The sequence below is a fragment of the Chitinophaga niabensis genome, from assembly GCF_900129465.1.
Classification (GTDB): domain Bacteria; phylum Bacteroidota; class Bacteroidia; order Chitinophagales; family Chitinophagaceae; genus Chitinophaga; species Chitinophaga niabensis.
In genome coordinates this window covers 669,788-696,080 of the sequence record NZ_FSRA01000001.1, presented here as the reverse complement: position 1 = coordinate 696,080, position 26,293 = coordinate 669,788, and the positions used below count along the sequence as shown (strand labels likewise).

Annotated in this window: 19 protein-coding genes; 9 read left to right on the top strand and 10 right to left on the bottom strand. The window is 47.7% G+C overall.

Translation table 11 applies throughout. The features are described 5' to 3' along the window. Positions 1 to 114 precede the first annotated feature (114 nt). The 8 genes from BUR42_RS02720 to BUR42_RS02685 all read left to right on the top strand — a co-directional run bounded on the left by BUR42_RS02720 (position 115) and on the right by BUR42_RS02685 (position 10,497). Positions 115 to 2,451 (top strand): glycoside hydrolase family 127 protein, encoded by a 2,337-nt coding sequence (locus BUR42_RS02720; protein ID WP_074237660.1) that lies wholly within the window; start codon positions 115 to 117, stop codon positions 2,449 to 2,451. Further along, entirely contained in the window at positions 2,448 to 3,158 is a 711-nt protein-coding gene (locus BUR42_RS02715) for an NUDIX hydrolase (protein WP_317044459.1), read from the top strand. The genes BUR42_RS02720 and BUR42_RS02715 overlap by 4 nt, the downstream gene beginning before the upstream one ends. A 79-nt stretch (positions 3,159 to 3,237) precedes the next feature. After that, positions 3,238 to 4,863: a ribulokinase gene (locus BUR42_RS02710; RefSeq protein WP_074237653.1), complete on the top strand. Its 1,626-nt coding sequence runs from the start codon at positions 3,238 to 3,240 to the stop codon at positions 4,861 to 4,863. Further along, the gene (araD, locus tag BUR42_RS02705) at positions 4,860 to 5,561 is read left to right on the top strand and encodes an L-ribulose-5-phosphate 4-epimerase AraD (protein WP_074237651.1); all 702 of its coding nucleotides are present in this window, start codon (positions 4,860 to 4,862) and stop codon (positions 5,559 to 5,561) included. Before BUR42_RS02710 ends, araD begins: the two co-directional genes overlap by 4 nt. 9 nt (positions 5,562 to 5,570) lie before the next feature. Beyond that, positions 5,571 to 7,073 (top strand): L-arabinose isomerase, encoded by a 1,503-nt coding sequence (gene araA, locus BUR42_RS02700; protein ID WP_074237650.1) that lies wholly within the window; start codon positions 5,571 to 5,573, stop codon positions 7,071 to 7,073. A 17-nt stretch (positions 7,074 to 7,090) separates the two neighbouring features. Continuing rightward, positions 7,091 to 8,779 (top strand): sodium:solute symporter family transporter, encoded by a 1,689-nt coding sequence (locus BUR42_RS02695; RefSeq protein WP_074237648.1) that lies wholly within the window; start codon positions 7,091 to 7,093, stop codon positions 8,777 to 8,779. A gap of 168 nt (positions 8,780 to 8,947) precedes the next feature. Continuing rightward, complete coding sequence (locus BUR42_RS02690) at positions 8,948 to 9,517, top strand: hypothetical protein (protein ID WP_143197313.1); 570 nt, start codon at positions 8,948 to 8,950, stop codon at positions 9,515 to 9,517. An 80-nt stretch (positions 9,518 to 9,597) separates the two neighbouring features. Then, a complete protein-coding gene (locus tag BUR42_RS02685) occupies positions 9,598 to 10,497 on the top strand; it encodes a DUF6528 family protein (protein ID WP_074237646.1) in 900 nt (299 codons plus the stop codon). A gap of 61 nt (positions 10,498 to 10,558) precedes the next feature. On the opposite strand, the gene BUR42_RS02680 is transcribed toward BUR42_RS02685, so the two are convergent. From BUR42_RS02680 to BUR42_RS02660, 5 genes are read right to left on the bottom strand one after another with little or no spacing between them, the layout of a single operon-like run. After that, complete coding sequence (locus BUR42_RS02680; protein WP_074237644.1) at positions 10,559 to 12,277, bottom strand: DUF885 family protein; 1,719 nt, start codon at positions 12,275 to 12,277, stop codon at positions 10,559 to 10,561. A 10-nt stretch (positions 12,278 to 12,287) separates the two neighbouring features. After that, a complete protein-coding gene (locus BUR42_RS02675) occupies positions 12,288 to 13,535 on the bottom strand; it encodes an NAD(P)/FAD-dependent oxidoreductase (RefSeq protein WP_074237642.1) in 1,248 nt (415 codons plus the stop codon). A 16-nt stretch (positions 13,536 to 13,551) separates the two neighbouring features. Further along, positions 13,552 to 14,565 carry a 4-hydroxyproline epimerase gene (locus BUR42_RS02670; RefSeq protein WP_074237640.1) on the bottom strand — a complete coding sequence of 338 codons (1,014 nt, stop codon included), beginning with the start codon at positions 14,563 to 14,565 and terminating at the stop codon, positions 13,552 to 13,554. Positions 14,566 to 14,583: 18 nt separating this feature from the next. Then, positions 14,584 to 15,999, bottom strand: coding sequence for an aldehyde dehydrogenase (NADP(+)) (locus BUR42_RS02665; protein ID WP_074237639.1), 1,416 nt, complete (start codon positions 15,997 to 15,999; stop codon positions 14,584 to 14,586). Next, a complete protein-coding gene (locus tag BUR42_RS02660) occupies positions 15,996 to 16,886 on the bottom strand; it encodes a dihydrodipicolinate synthase family protein (RefSeq protein ID WP_200798204.1) in 891 nt (296 codons plus the stop codon). The genes BUR42_RS02665 and BUR42_RS02660 overlap by 4 nt, the downstream gene beginning before the upstream one ends. 134 nt (positions 16,887 to 17,020) lie before the next feature. Between BUR42_RS02660 and BUR42_RS02655 the strand changes: the two genes are divergently transcribed. Continuing rightward, on the top strand, positions 17,021 to 17,872 hold the full coding sequence (locus BUR42_RS02655; RefSeq protein ID WP_074237637.1) for an AraC family transcriptional regulator: 852 nt from the start codon (positions 17,021 to 17,023) through the stop codon (positions 17,870 to 17,872). A 46-nt stretch (positions 17,873 to 17,918) separates the two neighbouring features. Here the strand turns inward: BUR42_RS02655 and BUR42_RS02650 are convergent, their stop codons facing one another. From BUR42_RS02650 to BUR42_RS02630, 5 genes are all read right to left on the bottom strand, one after another. After that, entirely contained in the window at positions 17,919 to 19,382 is a 1,464-nt protein-coding gene (locus tag BUR42_RS02650; protein WP_074237635.1) for a Gfo/Idh/MocA family protein, read from the bottom strand. Between the two features lie 110 nt (positions 19,383 to 19,492). Beyond that, complete coding sequence (locus tag BUR42_RS02645; RefSeq protein ID WP_074237633.1) at positions 19,493 to 21,853, bottom strand: ABC transporter permease; 2,361 nt, start codon at positions 21,851 to 21,853, stop codon at positions 19,493 to 19,495. Between the two features lie 140 nt (positions 21,854 to 21,993). Then, on the bottom strand, positions 21,994 to 23,274 hold the full coding sequence (locus tag BUR42_RS02640) for a sensor histidine kinase (RefSeq protein ID WP_074237632.1): 1,281 nt from the start codon (positions 23,272 to 23,274) through the stop codon (positions 21,994 to 21,996). 110 nt (positions 23,275 to 23,384) lie between these two features. Beyond that, a complete protein-coding gene (locus BUR42_RS02635; protein WP_143197312.1) occupies positions 23,385 to 25,259 on the bottom strand; it encodes an OmpA family protein in 1,875 nt (624 codons plus the stop codon). A gap of 17 nt (positions 25,260 to 25,276) precedes the next feature. After that, positions 25,277 to 26,281 carry a PorP/SprF family type IX secretion system membrane protein gene (locus tag BUR42_RS02630; protein ID WP_074237629.1) on the bottom strand — a complete coding sequence of 335 codons (1,005 nt, stop codon included), beginning with the start codon at positions 26,279 to 26,281 and terminating at the stop codon, positions 25,277 to 25,279. Between the last annotated feature and the right edge of the window lie 12 nt (positions 26,282 to 26,293).

The window sequence follows — 26,293 nt, the reverse complement described above, 5'->3', positions numbered from 1 at the left end:
AAAAATCCAGACAATTATTTAAATTGTCAGTAGCACATTTAATTATCAATATCTGTTTACTATTTGCGAAATATTGAAAAGTGGATCTTTGAATTGCATGCTAGCTTTATTCATATGAATAAACTGTTGATCGCCGTACTATTGTTGTTGAGCAGTATAACAGCATTTGCGCAATCCCTGGTACCGGAATGGAAAGATGCCCGCATCAAAATGCCTTTGCAGGCAAACATCCGGGCCTATGCATTTAACCTGGCGGATGTTCGTTTACTGGAAGGCCCTTTTTATACGGCCATGCAGGCGGAAGCCAAATACCTTTTACAGATAGAACCGGACAGGCTCCTGTCTGATTTCCGTGCACATGCAGGCCTTACTCCCAAAGGAGAGAAATACGGGGGCTGGGAGTCATCAGGGCTCGCAGGTCATTCACTGGGGCACTATCTTTCTGCCTGCGCCATGCAGTATGCCGCTTCCGGCGATACTGCCTTCCTGCATCGTGTCAATTATATCGTGGATGAACTGGAACTTTGCAGGCGCGGGGGATATGTTGGTGCCATCCCCAATGAAGACAGTATGTGGGCAGAAGTGGCAGCCGGGAATATCCGTACCCGGGGATTTGACCTGAATGGCGCATGGGCACCCTGGTATACGGTGCATAAGATCATGGCCGGTTTGCTGGATGCCAATTTGTATTGCAGCAACAAAAAAGCCCTGCAGATCAATGAAGGCATTGCTAACTGGGCAGGCACCATCATCCAAAACCTCAACCATGAGCAATTGCAAAAGATGCTGTTCTGCGAATATGGCGGCATGAGCGAAACCCTGGTGAACACCTGGGCTTTAACCGGCAATAAAAAATACCTGGACCTCAGTTACAAATTCTACGATACCCGCATACTGGATTCCCTGGCGGCAGGGATAGACATCCTCCCCGGCAAACACTCCAATACCCAGATCCCTAAAGTGATCGGGGGCATTCGCCGGCATGAGCTGAACCTCGACAAAAAAGATGCGGACATTGCGCACTTTTTCTGGAACACCGTTACCAAACATCATTCCTATGCCACAGGCGGCAACAGTAATTATGAATACTTCGGCCCGGCAGATAAGCTGAGTGAAACACTTACAGACAATACCACAGAAACCTGCAATACTTATAATATGCTGAAGCTCACGCGCCATTTATTTGCGCTGAAGCCGGATGCTGCCTATATGGATTATTACGAAAAGGCACTGTACAATCATATACTCGCCTCCCAGCAACATGAATCCGGGATGGTATGTTATTTCGTGTCCCTGCGTATGGGAGGTACCAAAGAATACAGTAACCCCTGGCATTCTTTCACCTGCTGTGTAGGTTCAGGGATGGAAAATCATGTGAAGTATGGAGAAAGTATCTATGCCCGCGGCGAAGACGGAAGTTTATATGTAAACCTCTTTATACCCTCCACCCTGGATTGGAAAGAACGGGGAGTAAAGATCAGGCAGGAAACTACCCTGCCGGATGTAAGGCTTACTATTAAAGGATCCGGTTCCTTCCCTATCCGCATTCGCAAACCGCATTGGACCGGGCAATCTGTGAAAGTTTTAATCAACAACAAAGAACAAACCCTCAGCCCTGATGCCAATGGCTACCTCGTACTGCAACAAAAATGGCAGAACGGGGATGTGATCAAACTCAATTACCCGCAAACCCTTTATACGGAATCCATGCCGGACAATCCTGACCGCAGGGCTATCTTTTATGGCCCAACTTTACTGGCCGGCCTGCTGGGAGAAAAAGAACCGGACCCCGTAAAAGGTGTGCCTGTTTTTGTAACAGACCAGGCCAACCCGGCCAGCTGGATGGATGCCTCTTTCGTAACAAAAGGAACAGGGATCCGGATGGTGCCTTTCCACGATACTAAAGATCAATACTATAGTGTGTACTGGGATGTGTTCAGTCCTGCTGCCTGGGCGGAACAGCAAAAAGTGTATGAGGCACACAAAAAAGAGGCAAGGGAACTGGAAGACCTCACGCTGGATATCCTGCGGCCCGGGGAAATGCAGCCGGAGCGCGACCATGATCTTACAGGGGAAAAACTGCATACAGAAGAGGAGCATGGAAAGAAATGGCGGATGGCTGCGCCGGGAGGTTTCTTCTCTTTTAACATGAAAGTACAGCCTGAGGGAGGTAATACTATTATATGCAGTTACTGGGGTATGGATAACCGGGGCCGGATATTCGACATACAGGTAAACGGGGTAACCATTGCCACAGAAGACCTAAATAAGTATAAAGCCAGCAAGTTTTACGATATTAGCTACAAAATTCCCGAGGAACTGACCAAAGGAAAAACCACCGTAACCCTTAAATTCCTCCCTAAGCCGCAAAACAGCGCGGGACCTTTATACGGAGTACGGATGATCAAAAACAAAACAATATTAACCACAGGATTAAAAGAGCACCAGTGAAAATATCTCATTATTCAGGAAAGAACAAAATGCTGTTAGCGGTTGATTGCATCATTTTCGGATTCGATGGAACAGAATTAAAACTATTACTGATAAAAAGAGGATTTGAACCTGAGCAGGGCCGCTGGAGCCTCATGGGCGGATTCGTACAGCCAAAGGAAACGTTGGATAATGCCGCTGCCCGCATCCTGCACGAACTGACAGGGTTGAAGGATGTATACATGGAACAACTGCATGCCTTCGGGGAAGTAGAACGCGATCCCATTGAAAGAACAGTATCCGTAGTTTACACCAGCCTGATAGATATCAATGAGTATAAAAAACAGATCAATAACGACTTCCATTCTGAATGGTTCCCGCTGAAAAAGCTGCCATCCCTGATCTTCGACCACCGGGATATGGTGGAAATGGCCAAGGAAAAACTGCGCTACAAAGCAGCCTTCCACCCCATTGTATTTGAGATGCTGCCGGAGAAATTTACCCTCCCCCAACTCCAAAGCCTGTATGAAGGGATCTATGGCTCCCTGATGGACAAAAGGAACTTCTCCCGGAAAGTATTGTCAACCGGACTATTAATAAAACAGAAGGACAAGGAACGTTTAAGTTCAAAAAGAGGCGCTTTTTACTACAAACTGGATAAGCGCAAATATCAGACGAAATTCAATGCCTTCCTGAATTTTATTCCAAATCCCAACAATCTCAATTAATTTTTTTTCCAGATAATGGAAAAGATGGGAATTTTTTTGCTACTTTACTTAAGTGTCGCATTGACAATAATAATTCCACATGAAAGATTCTTATGTAATAGGGGTAGATTATGGCACAGATTCCGTCCGCTCCATTCTTGTAAATGCCCATACCGGGGAGGAGATCTCCGCCGCAGTATTCTATTATCCGCGCTGGAAGGATGGTTTGTATTGTGATGCCGCCAGGAACCGTTTCCGGCAGCATCCGCTGGACTACCAGGAAGGCCTGGAACATACCATCCGTACCTGTTTAAAACTGGCCGGGCCGGCAGCTGCCCGGGCCGTACGCGCCATTTCTGTAGATACAACCGGCTCTACACCGGTAGCAGTGGATGAAAGTGGTACCCCCCTGGCTTTAACGCCGGGGTTTGAGCAGAACCCCAATGCCATGTTTGTATTGTGGAAAGATCATACGGCTACCAAAGAGGCCGCACAGATCAATGCGCATGCTGCTACCTTCCCTGTAAACTACCTGCAGTTTGTAGGCGGTATTTATTCCTCCGAATGGTTCTGGGCCAAACTCCTGCATGTTCTAAGAGCAGATGAACAGGTACGCAGCGCCTGCCATTCCTGGGTGGAACATTGCGACTGGATACCTTTCCTCCTTACAGGCGGTACACATATCTCTCAAATGAAACGCGGTACCTGCAGCGCAGGACACAAAGCATTGTGGGCTGCGGAGTTTAACGGCCTGCCCCCGAATGAATTCTTTTCTTCGCTGGACCCTCTGCTGAACTGTTATACCTCCCGCCTGTTTTCGCAGACCTATACGGCGGATAAAGCCGCAGGGCATCTTTCTCCCGCATGGGCAGAACGCCTTGGCCTTTCTACGGAAGTACTGGTAGGCACCGGAGCATTTGATGCACACATGGGAGCAGTAGGCGGCCAGATAGAACCTTATCATCTCAGTAAAGTAATGGGTACATCCACCTGCGATATGCTGGTAGCACCGATGGAAGAGGTAGCAGGCAAACTCGTGAAAGGGATCTGCGGACAGGTACCCGGTTCCGTGATCCCCGGCATGATGGGTATGGAAGCAGGCCAGAGTTCTTTCGGGGATGCCTATGCATGGTTCAGGGACCTGCTCAGCTGGCCACTCATACACTTCAAACAGTCCCTCATTGATCAACTCATACCGGAACTTACTAAACAGGCAGCACTAATACCTCCTGAAGAACATACAGGTATAGCACTGGATTGGCTGAATGGCAGACGCACACCGGATGCGAATCAATTGCTCAAAGGTGCCATTACAGGCGTAGACCTTGCCAGCAGCGCCCCGCAGATCTTTCGTTCCATTATTGAATCCACCTGCTTTGGCGCGAAAGCCATCGCAGACAGGTTCAGCCAGGAGGGTATTCCTGTAAAGGGCCTGATAGGCATGGGAGGCGTAGCAAGAAAATCGCCGCAGATCATGCAGATCATGGCAGACGTGATGAATATGCCATTACGCATTCACCGTTCAGATCAAACCTGCGCAGCCGGTGCAGCCATGTTTGCCGCTACCGTAGCAGGGATCTACAATAAAGTAGAAGATGCCATGCAGGCCATGGGGCAGGGCTTCGACATTACTTACCAACCCAATCCCGCACATGCTGCCATCTATGCAAAACGTTATCAGCAATACCAGGCATTGGGAAATTTCATCGAACAACAAACCGTATGAAAAGTAAATACCAGCAACTGAAAGAAACCGCCTATGCCGCCAATATGCAATTACCGGCACTGGACCTCGTGCTTTTTACTTTCGGCAATGTGAGCGCTGCAGACCAGGCACTTGGCGTATTTGCCATTAAACCCAGCGGTGTGCCGTATGCGGAACTCACAGCAGAGAACATGGTGATCGTGGATTTTGAAGGCAATACCATTGAAGGTGACCTCCGGCCTTCTTCTGATACCCGCACACACGCTGTATTATATAAACACTGGAAGAACATTGAAGGCATTGTGCATACACATTCCCTCTATGCCACAGCATGGGCACAAACCTTACAAGATATTCCCATCTACGGCACTACACATGCAGATCATACTACGGCAGACATTCCCTGCGCAGCGCCTATGTCTGATGAAATGATAGCCGGAAATTATGAATACCAGACCGGTTTCCAGATCATGCAGGCACTGGAAGAAAGAGGTATGAACTATGAAGAAGTGGAAATGATCCTGGTGGGCAATCACGCTCCCTTTACCTGGGGCAAAACAGCGGAGAAAGCCGTATACAACAGCGCAGTACTGGAAAACATTGCGCACATGGCATTCCTTACGCAACAGATCCGCCTGGATGCTCCGCGCTTAAAGGAAGCACTGATCAAAAAACATTATGAACGAAAACATGGTCCGGATTCCTATTACGGCCAATAAACTTTAAACATGAGTGAACTTAAGCAACTGGAAGTATGGTTTGTGACCGGAAGTCAGCATCTATATGGAGAAGAAACATTATTGCAGGTAGCGGAACACGCTAAGATCATCGCGGCGGCGCTGAACGATTCACCGGAAATACCGGTATCCATCGTTTGGAAACCTACACTGAAATCAACGGAGGAGATCAGCCACCTCATCGTGGAAGCCAATAGCACCAAAAAGGTGATAGGGCTCATAGCATGGATGCATACCTTCTCCCCTGCTAAAATGTGGATAGGCGGACTGAAGGCATTGCAAAAACCTTTATTGCACCTGCACACGCAATTCAACCGCGATATTCCATGGAGTACCATAGACATGGATTTTATGAACCTCAACCAGAGTGCGCATGGCGACAGGGAATTTGGTTTTATGGTAAGCCGCCTGCGCATGAACAGGAAAGTAGTGGCAGGTCACTGGCAGGACCCTGAAGTGATCAAAGAGATCAATCAATGGACACGTACTGCGGCAGGCTGGCACGACTGGCAGGGCGCCCGTTTTGTACGTTTCGGCGATAACATGCGTTTTGTTGCGGTAACAGACGGCGATAAAGTAGAAGCAGAATACAAATTCGGTTATTCTGTAAATACACATGGCATTGGCGATCTCACCAAAGTGATAGATGCTGTGAGTACGCATGCCATTGATGTACTCGTAAAAGAATACGAAGACCGTTATGCATTGGCAGGCGCCTTACGTAAAGGCAATGAACAGCATGCTGCACTACGCGAAGCTGCACGCATCGAAATAGGTTTGCAGGCATTCCTGGAAGACGGGAATTTCAAAGGTTTTACAGACACATTTGAAGACCTTCATGGCATGCAGCAATTACCGGGTATTGCCGCACAACGCCTCATGGCAAAGGGTTATGGCTTTGCAGGAGAAGGAGACTGGAAAACGGCAGCATTGGTACGCGCCATGAAAGTAATGGGCAGCGGCCTGCCGGGTGGTAATTCCTTCATGGAAGATTACACCTATCATTTCAACCCGGATAATTCCATGGTACTGGGCTCACACATGCTGGAGATCTGCGAATCCATTGCAGACGGGCAGCCTTCCTGTGAAATACATCCTCTCGGCATCGGCGGCAAATCAGATCCTGTACGCCTGGTGTTCAATGCAGCAGCAGGCCCTGCCCTGAATGCTTCTATCGTAGATATGGGCAACCGCTTCCGCCTGATTGTCAATGAAGTGATGGCGGTTAAACCCATGCATAATCTACCCAAACTACCAGTGGCACGCGTGCTCTGGAAACCTTATCCGGACATGAAAACAGGTTGTACCGCATGGATCCTTGCAGGCGGTGCGCATCATACCTGTTACAGCCAGAATTTAACTTCCGCACAGCTGGAAGATTTTGCGGAGATCGCGAACATTGAATGTGTGCTGATCGATAAACATACACAACTCCGGCAACTGAAAAATGAATTACGATGGAATGAAGCGGCTTACATGATCAATCCAAAATAATAATCAGCCAACACGTTATGAACAATCACCTCGCATTATCAGACTATCTTGTGTTTATCACCTATTTCATACTTATTGCTTCCTTTGGATATTGGATATACCGCAGAAAGCAAAAGGCTTCCCTGAACACAAAAGACTTCTTCCTCGCAGAAGGTTCCCTAACCTGGTGGGCCATCGGCGCCTCCCTGATCGCCTCCAATATTTCGGCGGAGCAATTCATTGGCATGAGCGGAGAAGGATTTTTTGTAGGTATAGCCGTAGCCGCTTATGAATGGATCGCTGCCGTTGCACTGATCATTATTGCAATATGGTTCATTCCCATTTACCTGAAGAACAAGATCTACACTATGCCGCAATTCCTGAAAATGCGGTATAATGAAACGGTAGCGCTGATCATGGCGGTGTTCTGGTTGTTCCTCTATGTGTTCGTAAACCTTACTTCTATCCTCTACCTCGGCGCCGTGGCCATCAATGGACTGGCAGGCGGGGAATACCTGCACGCCATTATGTTAGGACTGGCCATCTTTGCACTGATCATCACACTCGGTGGGATGAAAGTGATCGGGTATACGGATGTGATACAGGTGGCGGTACTGATCATCGGCGGGCTGGCCACTACCTATCTTGCCCTCACGATGGTATCTGAAAAGTTCGGCCTGGGCAGTGATGCCCTTGCGGGTTTTAAAGTGATGATGAAAGATGCGCCGGAACATTTTAAAATGATCCTGCCTAAACCAACTGCCGCTTCCTCCCAGCTGGAAATAGACCGGTATGTGATCCTTCCCGGCATCGCCATGTATTTTGCGGGCCAGTGGATCGTGAACCTCAATTACTGGGGTTGCAATCAATACATCACACAACGCGCGCTGGGCGCTGACCTGGAAACAGCCCGCACAGGTATCCTCTTTGCAGGTTTCCTGAAACTGATGATGCCCCTGATCGTTTGGCTGCCGGGTGTTGCCGCGTATGTGTTATATAAGAACGGCCATCTTCCGCAACTGGAAGGCGGCAGCAAAGATGGGGCGTATTCCGCCATCCTGGGCTTTCTTCCCAACGGGCTGAAAGGTTTATCTATCGCCGCATTAACAGCTGCCATTGTGGCTTCGCTGGCTGGCAAAGCAAATAGCATCTCTACTATTTTCACACTGGACATCTATAAGAAATACTTTGATAAAGACGCGAATGAGAAGAAGCTGGTATGGGTTGGCAGGGCTACTATCTGGCTGGCGATGCTCATTGCCGTGATCTTCACCTGGGAGGACCTGCTGGGCATAGGGGGTGAAGGAGGATTTACCTTTATCCAGAAATATACCGGGTTTATCAGTCCGGGTGTATTTGCCATGTTCATACTGGGTATGTTCTGGAAAAGAACTACCGGGGTAGCCGCCATTGCGGGTGTACTTACGGGATTCCTGCTCTCTGTTTTCTTCAACAGTTTCGCGGTACCTATGTTTGGCACCAACACCTTCTTCTATACGGCGTATCCTGATGGCAAGGGTGGCTTTGTGATCCCTTTTCTCATCTGTATGGGTTTATCTTTCCTCTTCACTATGATCGTGATGGTGTTGCTCAGTCTCGCAGGGCCGAAGGTAAATCCAAAAGCCTTTGAGCTGGATAAGGAGATGTTTAAACTCAAGCCCTCCACCATCGTTCTGATTGTATTAACATTAATGATCCTGACGGCCTTGTATGCAAAATTCTGGTAGATTTTTTTGAGTGCTTTTTTCATGGGTAATAGCCTGTGTGCCGCATCATTACTGTTGTTTCCACACATAATATTATTTAATGCACTATACCAAAACTATATATGTTAATGGTTTTTATAATGTTGGTATAGATTTGGAATATACTGTTCCGATAAAAGCATTTAACCCATGAAAAAAGCACTAATTGCAATGGCTGCTATGGCCATCATCCCCATGCTCTTGAAAGCACAAAATGCATCGGAGGGAACTGTAAAGATCATGAAAGCTGAAAGCAGCGCAGCAATTGCCACGTATGATTACCCGGAGGAGATCGTAGCGCAGGCATTAACCATTAAATTAGAAAAAGCAGGATTAGGGAAACAACGAAAGCAGCAGGGTTTCTTTACTTACAAAGGAGCAAGCTGGCCGGAAGTTTCATCGGAAAAACTGGATGTGTATGTAAAGGTAGAGAGCAAAAAGAAAAGCACGATCGTATCCCTGGTCACTGCAAAGGGGTACGACAATTTTGTAAGCAGCAGCTCTGATGCCGCTACCATGGAAAAGATGAAACAATTCCTCAATGATTTTGCTGCAGAAGTTGCCACATATAATGAACAGCAGCTGGAGATCGCAGAAAAAGAAGCTAAACTGGAGAAGGCACATAAGGCTGCTGAGGAACATGCAAAGAAACAGAAGAAACTGGAAAGCGAACGGGCCAAACTGGAAGAGGAATTGAAGAAGGCTAAAAAGTCGAGTTAACTTAGATTTAATACAGGGGAAGCGTTCCCAAACGTTTCCCCTTCTTTTATTTCAAAAGAAAAATTTGTAACTATGCTGCCATGATAAGTGCATTGATGATCATCGGCAGCATAATTGCCCAACCGGATACCAGCATTATACTTTCTGAACAATCAGAACACCGTGTAGCCATTGCTGATATCCATACGAAGAAAATCACCTGGGAATGGAAACCCGCATCTTCCAACGTAAAGCCGGAGCATGCCAAATGGTTTTCCAGTATCAGCGATGCTAAACTGGTGTACAACGGGAAATACATCCTCACGGTAGCTTCCGGCGGCGGTGTGGCATTGATCCGTATCGCAGATAAGAAAACCGTGTTCTACGCCTATGCAGGTGGCAATACTCACTCCGCGGAGCTGTTACCGGATGGAAATATTGTTGCAGCTTCCAGCCACGGAAATTTCCTGATGTTATTTAAAGTGGATACCCTCCATTTCCCGGAGAATGTATATACCAAAAAGGTATTCATTGAATTCGGGCACAATGCGGTATGGGACAACAAACGCCAGCTGTTATGGTCTGCGGGGCTGAGCCAGTTGAAATCTTTCACCTATAATTTCAATTGTTCACAACCAGATCTGGTACTGAAAGATTCCATTCGTCTTGAAGGCACAGAAGCACATGATCTTTTCCCTGTTTATGGAAAAGACGCTTTATGGCTGACGAATAATGAAGGCGTGTACCAGTTTGATATCGCCACGAAGAAGATCACAAGAGCGGATGTACCCCAAAGTAAAATAAAGAGTGTATCATCCGGCCCGGCAGGTTACCCGGTTATTGTACTGCAACCCAATGAATCCTGGTGGTCCAATGAGGTGCTGGATGCAAAAGGTAAACCGGTATTCAGCCAAAAGGGATTAAAGATCTATAAGGCACGCTGGAACCTGGTGAATACATTTAGTTATCCGGCGAATGATGCGGTTAAAGTTTGTAAATAAATTAGATAGAAAAGGGCTGTACCAGGAATGATACGGCCCTTTCTTTTGCAGGTTATTGATCTTATAGTTTGTAGAACTTCCAGTTCGTTGTAAAATCCTTCTTCAAAGTTTGCTTCAGCAATATAGCCCTTACCATTTCCACCGGCATGGAATTCTCCCGGATAATGGCATCATGGAACTGCTGGTACGTCATCTTACCACTATCCACTAATTCCTTCTTCAGCGCTTCAAACTGCAAACCACCGATCATATAAGCGATCTGGTACAAGGGGCCATAACCACCTGTAAAAGAACGGCGCACCTCTCCTTCTGCATTTGCCCTTTCATGATTCACACGGTCCACCAGGAAATCTATGCACTGTTGCGGCGTCCATTTATTAGTATGATAACTGAGGGAAAAGATGATCCGCGCGCAACGGTGCATGCGCCAGAACAACATACCCATACGGTCTTCCGGGGTAACGGGGAATTTAAGGTCCCAAAGTAAACGCTCCCAGTACAATGCCCAGCCTTCCGTCCAGAATGGCGTATCAAAGTGGCGGTAAGATCTGTAACGATCACTCATGAATTGCTGCATGGCATGGCCTGCGAGTAATTCATGATGCACTGTAGCCCTGGAGAAATGAGGATTATTGCCCCGCATGCTCATCATTTTATCATCATGCTGCATGGTGTTGGTAGGATAGGAAATAATGAACTCCTCTCCACCTAAAAAGAAGGGGCTCACCAGCTGGCGTTCCGGCGCCATCATACTCATACGCCAGGTTTCTTCTGCCAGTGGGGGTATGGTGATCAGGTTGTTCTTTTTGATAAAGGCAACAGATTCCTCATATAACTTCATCATAGCCTCCGGCTGTTTGGAAGGCGGCACATAAGCGTTCTTCACCTTTTCCATCGCAGCTTTCCAGTTATCGCCAAAGCCCATTTCGCGGGAGGCTTTCAGCATTTCCGCATCACACCAGGCAAACTCTTTATTGGCAATGGTGATGAGGTCTTCCGGTGTATAGGGGATCATTTCCTCCTGCAACTGCCGGATCAGTTCTTCTCTGCCGATGGGATTACCGATGATGCCACTGCCATCATCTTTCTGGGATACAGCGCTTTTGCCTTTACTGCTGAGCGCATTGGCATAATCATTCAATAAGCTGTCTAATCGTTTATAAGGGGCCGGGATCCACCAGGTGAACAATGGATCGTAACCATTGTAAAAATCAAAAGTGCTCTTGATGGCCTGCTGCATTCCCCTGGCCACACCGGAAGCCCTGCGGCTGAGGGCTAAAGGCATGGCACTGTCTTTCCGCAACAATGCTTTGGCAGCTATTACATCTTTCGCCAGGGTGTTCAATTCGCCTGCGAGTTTTTCCGCATCGGGCGCAGTTCCCCTGCGGCGCATTCGCTCTACCGCATACAATCTGTCTGCGAACGGGAACCATTGCTGTACATCCTTATACTCTTTCCGCTCCTGCTCCAGCTGGAACAGTTCGTCCTTCAGATCACGCCGGAACAATATGTAATCTACGGCAGAGCCGTTTGGCAGTTTGGAGAAATCCAGTTTCGATAAACGTTTTACATATTCTTCCTGTAATACCGTCATCCGTTCTCTGCGTTCAGGTGAGTTACGCACAAAATAAAAACGGTTCAGGGCACCTCTGTCTGCATAATACTGCACCATGATATTGTTCACTTCACTGGATTGATTGTACAGGTCAGTATCCTGCGATTGTGCATAGGTGGTAAACTGTAGCAGTAACAAACAGATACAGCATAAGGATTTTCTCATGATCAAAGGTTTAAAAACGTTCAGGTGCAAAAGGGGTTATATCCATACTCAGTGCCTGCCCATTCACCAGCTCGCTGACGAGCTTTCCCGTACCTGCACCCAGGCTCAGCCCAAGCATGGAATGCCCGGTAGCTAATATGCAATTATCAATGCGTTTTAATCTTCCGATGTAAGGCAGCCCGTCTGCTGAACAGGGGCGGTACCCGAACCATACCTGTTCTTTCGGGGGCAGCGGAATATCGTACTCTGGCAAAAAGTTCTTCACAGAGCGCAGGATGCCTTTTACCCTATTCATATCCGGCGGTGCGTTCAGGGAGGTTATTTCCATGGTGCCGCCAAAACGGATCTTGTTCCCGTCCATCGGCGTGATAGCTACCCTGCCTTCCATAAGGATGGCAGGATGATTCAGTTTATAAGGCGCATCTTCATAAGTGATGGAATATCCCCTGCCTGCGGCCATGGGTAATTTCACATCTACCAGCGCTGCCATTTCGCGGCTCCAGGAACCGGTAGCGATCACGAGCATATCTGTTTCGTATACGCCTTGCCGTGTTTTCACCCGTTTGATCTTTCCCTGTTCCTTTTCAATACCTTCCACTTCCTGCCCCGGCACAAAGGTGACATTGCTTTTTGACCTTAGATATGCCAGCAGGTTATGCATGAGTTTATTGGGATAGAGATGTGCATCACATTTGAAATACACGGCTCCCCTGATATTCAGTTTTGTTTGCGGCTCCATAGCCTGCACCTGTTCTGCATTCAGATACTCCGCATCCAAACCAAGCTCCAGTGCTTTCTCTACGGTATGATGTGCATGCAATGCGTTGGCTTCCGACTGGAAGAGATCTAACAATCCCTTTTGTTCATAAGCAAAATCAAACTCCGGCTGACGCAGCCATGTTTCATACCATCCTTTACTGAGTACGGCAATGTCGCGCAAAGGCACGGCGCTTCTTTCCACATGTGCTGCATTGGCGCTGCGGATGAACTTCAATCCCCAGTCTATCAGGTCCATGCTCAACCTTGGCTTTACATAAAAGGGACTTTGCGCATTCAGCATCCATTTCAGGCCCTGCTTTACAATACCGGGCGTAGCCATGGGCACAAAGTGGCTGGGACATACATAACCTGCGTTGCCATAGGAGCAATTATCAGAAAGATCGCCTTTATCAATGATCGTTACATCCCAACCGCTTTCCTGCAGAAAATAAGCGGAGCTTAAGCCAATGATCCCACCGCCGATAACAGTACATTTCATGCTTTATGTTTATTACTTACAAAACCTGGAAACCATATGCATAAGGATCATCATCCGGATCAATACTAATGGTATTGTATCCATATACCCTGGCCCATCCTTCAATACTTGGCCTGATAGCGGGTTTCCCGGCTACAGATGTTTCTTCTTCAATGCGGCCGGTGAAGCGGGAACCGATAATGCTTTCATGAATGAATTCATCTCCTTTCTTCAGTTTCCCTTTTGCGTACCATTGTGCCATGCGGGCAGAAGTACCGGTACCGCAGGGAGAACGGTCTATGGCCTTATCTCCGTAGAACACGGCATTACGTGCTGTGGATGCGGGATCCAATACAGCACCTGTCCATAACACATGTGAACAGCCATTGATAGTCGGATCATCAGGATGAACGAAAGTATATTGCTCATTGATCCTTTTACGGACCTCTCTTGCCCATGCGATCAATTTATCTGCGCTGTAATGTTCCAGCCCTGCAAAGTTCTTTTGCACATCTACGATGGCGTAGAAATTACCGCCATAGGATACGTCAAACACCAGCTCACCCAGCTCCGGGCAATCTACGGTGAGTTCTGTGGCTTCCAGGAAAGAAGGCACATTGGTGAGCTTCACCGTTTTCACTTTATTGCCGATGGTGGTATAAGAAATGTTCACCAGTCCTGCCGGGGCTTCCATGCGAACAGTGCCATGTGTTTTCGGTAACAGTAATCCTTCTTCGATAGCGATGGTGATGGTACCGATAGTGCCATGGCCACACATGGGCAGGCAGCCGCTGGTTTCAATGAACAACACCGCCACATCGTTCTGCGGATCGTGTGGTGCATACAGGATACTGCCGCTCATCATATCATGGCCGCGGGGTTCAAACATCAGTCCTTTTCGGATCCAGTCAAATTCTTCCAGGAAGTGCTGACGCTTTTCGCTCATGTTATTACCGGTGAGGGTGGGCCCTCCTCCTGCCACTACGCGGACGGGGTTACCACAGGTATGAGCATCAATACAGAAAAAGGTCTTTTTACGCGCAGGCTTCATTTTTCTAAAGTAATAAAATTATACATTCTTCCACTCATTGTTCACCGTGCGCCAGATCCCGCGGGGGTTGGCGTTCTGCAATTCTTCCGGCAGCAGGGCATCCGGGAAACCCTGGAAGCAAACCGGCCGCACCCATCGCTGTATGGCAGTGGCGCCTACAGAAGTGAAACGCGCATCGGAAGTGGCAGGGAAAGGTCCGCCATGTACCATGCTGCTGTTCACTTCCACACCGGTAGGTACTTCATTGATGATCACCCTTCCGGCCAGGGAAGTTTGCAGGGAAATAATATCCCGGTGTTCAGCAAGGTCTTTATCTGTGCCCATGATGGTAGCTGTCAGCTGGCCTGAAATACTTTGCAGTGCTTTCTTCAGCTCTGCTTTATTTTCGCAGGTCACCAACAGGGAGAAAGGGCCAAAGACCTCTTCCCTGAGATGCGGGATGTTTAAAAAATCTTTAGCACTCACCATAGCAATTGCCCTTGCCGGCTCTCCCTCTCCTTTATAGACAACATATGGCAACATCTCCGTTAGTCCCTGCTGATAATTGGTATGAATTCCTTCATGCAGCATAGGCAGTGGTGTTACCTGGCTTACTTCTTCTCCTAATTCAGACAGGAATGTTTCCAGCGCAGGGCTTTTAATACCCAGCAGCAATCCCGGGTTGGTACAGAACTGCCCCATTCCCAAAGTAACAGAACCTGCCAGCTTTTTAGCCAGCGCTGCTGCGTTTTGTGTTAAGGTATCCGGTAATAATACCACAGGGTTAATACTGCTCATTTCTGCAAAAACAGGAATGGGTTTTTCTCTTGCTGCTGCATACTGCATCAAAGCAGTACCTCCCTTATAAGAACCGGTAAAGCCAACACCCGTAGTGAACGGATGCATCACCAGTTCTTTGCCGGCTGTATTACCCGGGCCCAGCACATGTTGCAAAGTATGTTCCGGCATGCCGGATAAACGGATCGCTTCCTGTATGGCAGCGTATACCAGTAAAGAAGTACCGGCATGTGCAGAGTGCCCTTTCACCACAACTGTGGAACCGGAAGCTAAAGCACTCGCCGTATCCCCTCCTGCCGTTGAAAAAGCAAAGGGAAAATTACTGGCACCGAACACTACCACAGGGCCAACAGGGATCAGCATCTTACGGGTATCCGGTTTGGATGGCTGGTTATCAATAGCCGCCGCCACCCAGCTGCCTTCTGTGATATAGGCAGCAAACATTTTCAACTGACTTGTAGTACGCGTGATTTCATTGTTCAGCCGGGGTAAAGGCAAATGAGTTTCTACATGTGCCTTGGTTGTGAGTTGTTCCCGTTTAGCTTCTATCTGCTCCGCGATATTCTCCAGGAAAGCCGCACGTTGTGCAGGTGTTGTTTTGCTATACACTTCAAATGCAGCTTTCGCCTGCTGCATGATCTCATTTATCTCACTCATGGTCTTGTTGCAATGGCGTGATCAATTACCTTCAGGATCCGTTCCCTTTCTTCTCCTACCAGCGTAAGGCGTGGTGCTCTTACATATTCACTGCCTATGCCCGCACGTGTTTCCGCCAGCTTGATATATTGTACCAGCTTGGGATGAATATCCAGTTCCAGCAAAGGCATGAACCATCTGTACAGGGGCAGCGCCTCCTGGATCTTTCCGGCCTTGATCAGTTTATATAATTTTACGGTTTCAACAGGGAAAGCACATACAAGCCCCGCAACGAGCCCGTCTGCTCCTGTTACCAATTCTTCCAGCGTTAAGGTATCTACACCGCAAAGGATCTTAAAGCGGTCTCCAAACCGGTTCTGCATGCGGATCACATTCGTTACATCCCGGGTGGATTCTTTTACTGCTTCAATGTTCTTTTCGGCAGACAGTTCTTCAAACATATCCAGCGTGATCTCCGTTTTATAATCCACCGGGTTATTGTACAACATGATAGGTAAACTGGTGGAGCGGGCAATTGTACGGAAATATTCTACCGTTTCGCGTGCATCAGACTTATACCGCATCGGGGGTAAGAGCATCAGGCCGGAAGCGCCCCATTCTTCTGCCAGGGTTGCCTGCCGGAGGGCTTCACGGGTAGCGCCTTCTGCAATATTGATCACTACCGGTACCCTGCCGGCTATCTGTTTAACTGCATGTTTTACCAATGTGGCCTTTTCTTCCGTAGTGATCACGCTGGCCTCTCCTAATGAGCCTCCAAGGATAATTCCCTCCACACCAGCTTCCAGCTGCGCATCAAGGTTCCTGCTGAATAATGTAAGATCCAGTTCATCCGCTGCTGTGAACTTAGTAGTGAGTGCGGGAAATACTCCCTTCCATGTAATTGCCATCTATTTCTTTTTTTCCAAAAGTACCGCGATCACCCTTTGCGTTGCCTGCGGTTTTTAATCATTTATGCTCATATTTTGATCAATCTAAAGGATGTTTTTCTGAATAAGGGTAAAATTTGCTTAAATTGTGCTTCATGAAAGTATTGCAGTTCACAATACCTGTATCCCACGATAAGAACATTATCGTACAAAAAGAGCAATTGCCTTTCTTTTACCCTCACCTGCACCGGCACGATGAAATTCAACTCACCTGGGTGCTGAAAGGGAGGGGTACGCTCATTGCAGAAAACAGTATGCAAACCTTCAGGGCCAACGAAATATTCTGGATCGCCGGTAATCAGCCACATGTATTTAAAAGTGATGCCAGTGAGGATACCGTTGAATCCCTGACACTCTTCTTCAACCCAAATGGTAAGCTGGCTACGGTATTTGAATTAACGGAATTAAAGAAGATCAGCACCTTCATTCATAAATACCCGAACGGGTTCAAGGTACCGGAAGAATATGTTGCAGAGTTGTCAGAAATGATGTTACGTTTAGACCAGGCGCAGGGCGCAAAGCAATTCATGAGCTTCATCCACCTGCTGAGCTTCCTGCAACCGCTGCAAGACCTGATACCACTGGTTTCCGGCTCCCGCCTTTCCAGTGTGAACGACCAGGAAGGTATCCGCATCGGCGCCATTTATGATTACATCATGAAACATTACGATACGGATATTATGCTGGAGGATATCGCCAAACATGCGAACATGACGCCACAGGCATTCTGCCGGTATTTCAAAAAACATACCCGCCTTACCTTCATCACTTTCCTCAACGAAGTGAGGATCCACGAAGCCTGCAAGAAACTATCCGGCAGTATCAATGATAATATATCCACCATTGCTTATCAGAGCGGGTTTAACAGTATAGCTACTTTCAATAGGGTATTCAAGACCATTACAGGCAGAGCGCCGAGGGAGTATATCAGGGAACTGGAGAAATAAAAGAACGCGCTGCCTGCTTATCTCAAACAGCGCGTTCGTATCAAGATTAATGTACGTTCAGTTGTTTGGACTCTCCTTTCTTTTCAACACCTATCACACCTGTAGTACCACCACCTTTCAGCGTCAGTTCAACCGGCGCATTGGTTTTCCAGGAACCTCTGGTGAAGTCAGGAATATCCACACTGTTACCACGGTTGGCGATAGACTTCTCTGTTAATGGAACAATACAGCTCCATGCAGCCGCGTCATATACATCCTGGTCCAGCGGCAGGCCGTTACGCAAACAGTCGATCAAACGCCAGTCCATCATAAAGTCCATGCCACCATGGCCACCTACCTGTTTAGCCAGGTCACCTATCTTACGGATGATCTCAGGTGTATATTGGTCATAGAGCTTTTTCAGTTCTTCTTCCTTGATCCATTCGTGACCGAATGCGATACGCTCAGGATCAGGCCATTTGGAAGCCACTCCTTTGGTACCACTGATCAGGTGGATGCGGGAATACGGACGAGGGGAAGTAACATCATGCTGGATCATGATGGTTTTACCTTTATTGGTTTTGATAGTGGTAGTGCTCATGTTACCACGGTAAGGCAGGTTCACGAACTCTTTATAGAAGTCGTCCTTCGCTGCTCTTTCCTTCGCGATCTCATTCATCATGAAGTCGTTCGTAGCTACAGACACCAGGTAATCCATTTTATCACCGCGGTTGATGTTGAGGCATTGTGCAACAGGGCCCAGGCCGTGCGTGGGATACAGGTTGGCCTTGTGTTTGCCGTTCATGCGGAGCCTCCACATGTTCTGATAACCGGTTTTGGAGAAGTTGAGGTCGCGCAGATCATGGATGTACGCACCTTCAGCATGTACCAGCTCACCAAACATACCCTGGCGGGCCATGTTGAGGGTCAGCAGCTCAAAGAAATCATAGCAGCAGTTTTCCAGCATCATACAATGCTTTTTAGTGCGCTCTGATGTTTCCACGAGCTTCCAGCAATCTTCCAGCGTTAAAGCGATAGGTACTTCGGAAGCGGCATGGGCGCCATGTTCCATTGCATACAATGCCATAGGCGTATGCAGTTCCCATGGAGTGGTGATGTACACCAGGTCCAGCTTTTCGTTGTTGATCATGTCTTTCCAGCCGTTCTGACCGGAATATTCTTTGGCGGCTGGCCTTCCGGACTTCGTCACTATCTTGTTGGATTTAGTGGCGCGTTCCGGCAACAGGTCACACAGGGCTACAATTTCAACACCGTCTATGAAAGACATGCGTTGTACAGCACCCGGACCGCGCATACCCTGGCCAATAAAGCCAATACGTACTTTGTCGATCTTCGGCGCCGCGTAGCCGCTCATGTTAAAACGTTGCTGTTTGTTGGACTGGTCCAGTGCCTGCCTCAATTCCCGGTCACTTGGTGCAGTGGGGGAAGAAGCGAATGTGGGGATCCCTGCTGCGAGGGCTCCTGTACCTACCGCCAGTTGACGGAGGAAGTTTCTGCGATTTGAACTCATCATAGTTGCTTTAGAGCTGTAGAGTAGACTTTAAGGAGGTTAAAATAGTAATTTTTTAAACTTCTCAGGGGTTTATTTGATAGACGTTCAAAGAAATTACGTTTTAGCCCCTATTCTATCCGCAAACTCCTTACAGGATTTATACTGGCAGCACGGATGGTCTGAACACTGATAGTAAAGAATGCAACGGTGAGGGCGCCCGTTCCTGCCAGCAGAAAGACCCACCAGCTGATATGGATCCTGTAGTTATAATTATCCAGCCACTGGTCCATAAAATACCAGGCCACCGGAGAAGCGATGAAAAGCGCTACCACTACCAGCTTCATGAAATCCGTCGTTAACAGGCATGTAATATTGAATACAGAAGCGCCCATCACCTTCCGGATGCCAATTTCCTTTGTTCTGTTCTCTGCCATATATATAGTGAGGCCCAGTAAACCAAGGCAGGCGATCAGGATAGCCAGGCCCGAAAACAATCCTATTAACCGGGTCATGAATTGTTGCTCTCCGAACTTCCTGGCATATTGCTCATCAACAAAAAAAGATTCGAACGGATATTGGGGATTATATTTTCTAAAGACGGCTTCCACGCCTGCTAAAGCTTCGGCTGTTGTGTATTTGTTGCTTAACTTAATATGCAAAACACCCATGCCCTCCTTTGGCCCTTTTACCATAAATGGCTTAATTGCCTCATAGGGAGATTCGGAGATAAAATCTTTCACCACACCCACCACATGCCATTTAACCGGATCGTCAAAGATCATTTCACCTAGAGGATTGGCAAAGCCCATCGCTTTAACAGCCGCTTCATTGATTAAGCAGGCCGTTGAATCTGTCGGATAAGTTTTTACATCCAGGTCCCTGCCTTGCACTAACTGCATGCCAAAGGTTTTTACCATATCACCATCAGCAACATATCGCTTTACCATCACCTTTTCGTTTTCCGGCTTTCCTTTCCATTGCATGCTAAGCCCTGTGCTCCAGATCTGTGTAATAGGATTCTGGGTTTTAGTTACTGCCGAAGCAAAACCATTATCCAGCAATTCATCCTTTATCAGCTGGTAATTTTTATTGACCTCTCCTTTCATAAATGTATATACCAGGTCCCTTCGTTCATATCCCACTTCCCTGTTCTGCCCATATTTTAACTGTTGCCGGATAATGATCGTACAGATGATCAAACCAATGGCAAAAGAAAATTGCAGCACCACTAATACTTTCCTGGGAGTAACCAGGGCGTGTACGTTCTTAAAACTGCCCTTCAGTACCTGCGCAGGCCTGAAACGGGAAAGGAATAAAGCAGGGTAACTACCTGCCAGGAAACCTGTAAGCAGGATAAACCCCGTGATGGCCAGCCACCATTCCGGCCGGTCAAAGTGAAATATCAGCGTTTTATTGATCAATGCATTAAATGAAGGCAGTACGAATATCACAGTCACAATAGCCAGTACACCTGCGATAAAAGCAATCAGTAATGATTCTCCCAGGAACTGCCCTATCAGGGCTTCTTTATTGGCGCCTGCCACCTTGCGTACACCCACTTCTTTAGCCCGCTTTTCACTGCGTGCAGTAGAGAGGTTCATGAAATTGATGCAGGCTATCAGCAAAATAAGTAGGGCGATCAGGGTAAAGGTCCGCACTTTGGTGATCCTTCCTCCCACCGGCACTCCGTTCTCAAATTTCCCGTACAGGTATTCCTGGCTTACAGGGTATAAAAATGCTTCCGTACTGGAACGTTTGTTACTATAGGCACTGATCATGCCTTTCAGTTTATCATTCACAAGAGCAGCAGAAGTATTTGCTTTGAGCAGTACAAAGGTCCGTGGGCTTATATTCGTCCAGTCTTTATCTGTAAATCCCCTGGACTGGCGCAACAAGGAAGAGTTCAGGTAATCAAAATCAAACATGGAGTTGCCGGGAAGGTCTTTTAGCACGCCTGTTACCGTAAAATTCTCTTCCGCCCCTACCCGCAATGACTTACCCAGGGCTGAAATGTTTCCGAATAACTTGTGCGCCAGTGCCTGTGTAAGCACTATACTGAAAGGATCGTTCAGAAGGGTATTAATATCTCCTTCCAACAACGGGAAATTGAACATCTTCAGGAAAGCGGGATCTACCCAATTCCCCTTTCCGCTGATCTGTTTCTCTCCGTATGTAAACAACAACACCCCGCCGCCGCCAAAGCGGGCTACGGCCTCCGCCTCCGGAACATCCGACACTATAGCAGGCCCCATTAGTTCAGGGGTATTAATATTTGACTCTACTTTTCCTCCTACAACATTATTTGTCCAGACTTCATATAAACGTTCCGGGTGATGGTGAAAGCGATCATAACTTACTTCAAACTGTATCCATAACAGGATCAGCATGGCACTGGACATGCCCAATACCAGGCCGCTGATATTAATAAATGAGAATGCTTTATTGCGCAGGAGATATCTGAAAGCAACCTTGATGTAATTTTTCAGCATAAGAATAAAATTATTGGGATGGATCACCTTCTTCCCACAAAAGCATACCAATTATGGTGGCTATTGATTATGAGTTGATTACAGGAGCAAAGCAGCTGAAAGTGTCCGGTTTTGATACAGGGGCTGTCCGGTTTCAACTTTTAACAGAGGGGAAGGCTTAGCTGTACTACAGTACCTTTCCCGGGTTCGCTGGAAAGTTTCACCGCTCCGTTATTTAATTCCGCCAGCTCTTTTACCACCAGCAGGCCCAGCCCTACCCCATGTTCATTTTCCGTTCCAAAGCAGGTGAAATGTAATTCCAGGTCAAAGAGCCTTTCCATCAGCGCAGGATCTATCCCTATACCAGTATCTGTAATGGCCAGCTCCATATGATCGAGCTTTTGCCTTGCGGCGATGCTTACAATACCTCCCCGGGGTGTGTATTTAATGGCATTGGATAACAGGTTGCGCAGCATTATGGAGAAATGTTCCGGATCTACATGTACCCTGGCATTTTCCGGCACCGCCATTAAAAGGGTAATGGCCTTTGCTTTCAGGGTTTCTTCAAACCGTACCTTCAATGGCAGCAGGGTACTGTTCACTTTGCAGGCTTCCGGTATTGCCTCCTGGCCTTTCATCTGGGAGTGTGCCCAATGCATGGTGTTTTCCAGGCTAAGCAGTCCGTTATCCAGGTGGTTTTCTACCTTTTTGGTGAACGAAGTAAATTCAGCAGGTGTTACATCATCTGAAAGCGCCACCAGCGATTTCATACTGGCCAGGGGCTGACGCAGGTCTCGGGAGAGGATGGACAGTACTTTTTCCTTTGTTTCATTGAGGTTCTTCAGGGTCTCTGCTTTTTCTTTCAGCCGCCTGTTCATGTTTTCCAGCAATTGCCGGTTATGCCGCTGGTCCTTTTTATAATTGGCGATGATCAGGCCCAGGAAAGTACAGGCCACCACATAGCTCATGATCTCCCGGAGGAAAGGCAGCGCGCTGATCAGCGGAGGATGTGTATCCACATACAACCGGGTACAGGTGAATAATGCCACGTTCAAAATGCCCAGCGAATAACGTTCCCATGGGTTATCAAAGAGTAATACAATAGTGAGGATATTAAAAAGCAGCAGCAGTTCCACGCTGTTATGATAGGCAAGCGCTACAAAGGAAAAGACTGCCATACTTTCAAATACAGCCAGGTAGCGGGCAGTTCTGTAATGACCATAGCCCTGTAATACGATAACGGCGGAGGAGAAAATAATGGACACAAAATAAGTGACCGCCAGGATGTAATATCCCGTGAGGCCGTTGAGGATAATGAGCAAAAAAGCCAGTAAGACCGCCACCAGGCAACCCAGGTTGAGGGACCTTATCAGCTTTTGCTCCACAATGGGCTGCGATGGCCGCCGCCCTGCGTTTAATGCTGCCTTGATGAATCTTTTCATAGAACCTGCACACCAAATGTAGTTTATTCTGGTATTGCAGGGCTCCTTTGAATTGTTAATGAAGGTTTTATGCAGGATCGCCGCCTGCCCGGCGGCGATCCTGCAGGTTATTAGTAAATGATCCTCAGCTCGGACCTCCTGTTTTCTCTTTGTTGTGCTTCCGTGCAGGGAACGCCGTCCTTGCAGGGATTTACGGGGTAGCCCTCTCCCATGTTCTTATAATATAAGTGTTTGGCAGGAATACCTTTTTCTACCAGGTAATCTATTACCGCATAACAGCGCAGGGCGGAAAGGTCCAGGTTATAGTCTTCCGTACCGCGATTGTCTGCGAAAGAAAGCACCATCAGTTTCCAGTCCGGGTGTTGTTTCAGGATGCCCAATACATAATCCAGCGTTTTGCGGGATTCCGGTAAGAGCACTACGCTATTAAAGTCATACAGGAAGTGGAGTTTTTCAATAGCGTTTTTCTGTTCCAGTGCTTCGGGGCTGAGGGGCTTTTTGACAGGGGTATTGCCGGCGGTGGTATTGCCGCCGTTCGTGTTGCCTGCAGTGGTATTCCCCCCGTTCGTAGTACCGGTAATGGCATTGCCTCCGTTCGTGTTCCCGGCGGTGGTATTGCTTCCTGTGGTGCCGGTATTACTTCCATCCAACCGGCTGAAATAAGCCGGGTCCAGGAAATGATACACATCATCAGACCCCATCCCACCTGCACGGTTGGAAGAGAAAAACCCTTCATACCCATTCCTTTTCAACACCAGGCCCATATCATCTGCGCCGGAATTAAAAGGGCTCCGCAGGTTAAGCGGGGTTTCCCATGTTCCTTTGCTTCCTTTTACCCGGTAAATATCATAACCGCCCATGCCGGGATGCCCTTTGCTGGAGAAGTACATAACACCATCTTCATTAAAGGTGGGAAAAGTTTCGGCAGCTACTGTATTCAACCGGTTGCCGCAGTTCACTGGCTTGCCCCAGCTACCATCCGGCTGTTTTTCGCTATACCAGATATCTGTTTTCCCGTAACCTCCCGGCCGGTCAGATACAAAATAGAGCAGATCACCATCATGGTTCAATACCGGATGGCTCGATGAGTACCCCTCTATATTCAGAGCAGGCAATAATTCCAGGGAAGACCAGTTGCCATCCTGTTTCACGGCACGGTACAAGGCCAGGCGCCTCGTGCCGTTCATGGTACCTTTCTTTTGCGTAACGGCCGGCCGCAATTGTTCATTCACCGTTACATAAAGCGTATCCTCTGTGCTATTGAAACAGGCAGGACCAATGTGGTAATCGTATTTCTTTAATACTTTCGGCAGCATGGACTCCAGGTACATGGTAGCATTACCTTGTGAATACTGCTGGTAGATGTATGTTTTATAATAAGGCTGGTAAGTTCTTTTATCTGTTTCTGGTTTGGATTCAAATCCATCGTTGAGGTTCATACCCCGGTAACCATTCCCTACGATCAGCAAACCCTGGTTCACTACGCCGCTGATCCACTCTGAATAAGGGGTGTTCAGTTCTTTCATGCCTTCCAGTTTGCTGAGCTGAGGTGTTTGAGCCATCCATTGCACCGCCAGTTCACAACCTTTCAGTGCAGCCGCTTTCAGCGCAAGACTATCCGGGTTGGAAGTCTGGAAGCGCTCATATTGCACCTTTGCGGAATCATATGCTTCCATGTTCCGCAATACTTCTCCATAATCGAAATAGGTGCCTGCAGGGCAATCGGCCCTTAACACGATCTGCTCATACCACCCCGCCGCCTGGCGGTAATTGCCGGTTTCCGAAAAGCTGTGCGCCAGCTTCAGAAAATATTCCAGTGGTGCACGTTTGCCTTTATGCTCGATCGTACGTTGATAGAGACTGCCGGCCACCGCATATTCCTGCCGGGCGTATGCTTCATCCGCCAGCCGTACTTCGCTTTTCTGTTCCTGTGCGGAAAGCCGCAGGCTTGCAGACACTAAAATGAGTAAGTAATATCGCTTCAAGATCGGATGGTTTAAGATTAAAAGTAACGAGGGTTCGTAAGCGTGAATTTTTTAGAAGGGAAAAGGAAACCAATGGAGATCTCATGTGATCCGCCGGAGTAACCGGCCATTTTATTCACGTTCATATCGTAAGCATATCCAAGCCGTAACTGTTCATTCACATAAAACTCTATCATGGCACTTGCGGCGTTCACAGGGCTGAGGTCCCTGCCCAGGTTCTTTTTATTCCAGAGGTTCATATCCGTACGGTAGGAACCACCTATCCATAAACGTTCATTGATCAGCAGAAAGGCATTGAGGTCTACACTCGTGGGGCCTTTAAAATCTTCTTTCACCATAACGGAAGGTTTCAGTTGCAGTTCGGGAGATAAAGGCACAATGGTACCTGCTGTAAAATAAATGTGCTGCGTTTTGCGGATGGCTGCATAGTTATTGCCTTTCCAGGAAAAACGGGTAGCATCTGTATAGAGTGAAAACAGGTCCATTACAGAAATGCCCGCATAGAACTTTGAAGTATAATAGTAAACACCGAAGCGCGCATCCGGTACCCAGGTACTGGTCTTGCCTGTCGGAATGGCCTGGTCATCATTATCCATATACATCAGGGCAGCGCCGTCAATTGCATACTGCGTAACCCCGGCACCAATACCGAAGCAAAGCCTGCGGGTATCTTCATCATCCAACGGAATACGGTAAGCGTAATTTGCATACAGGCTGAGTGATTCCTGCGGGCCGAGCTTATCGAACATGGCCTGCACTCCTACGCCCACTTTACCATCATTGGCATTTGTTAACCCATCTACGGAAACACCACCTGTTCGCGGAGCACCGGGAAAACCCGCCCATTGATGACGGTAGACGGAATTCACGTACCAGTCCTGTTTATATCCCGCATAAGCAGGGTTTACGCTAAGGCCATTAAATATGTACTGGCTGAACTGAACATTCTGCTGAGCCAGGGAAGGCATTGCTGCCGTGGCGAGCAGCAGTACCAGCATGTAGATCTTAATTGTGCGCTGCATAAGTTGCATTTT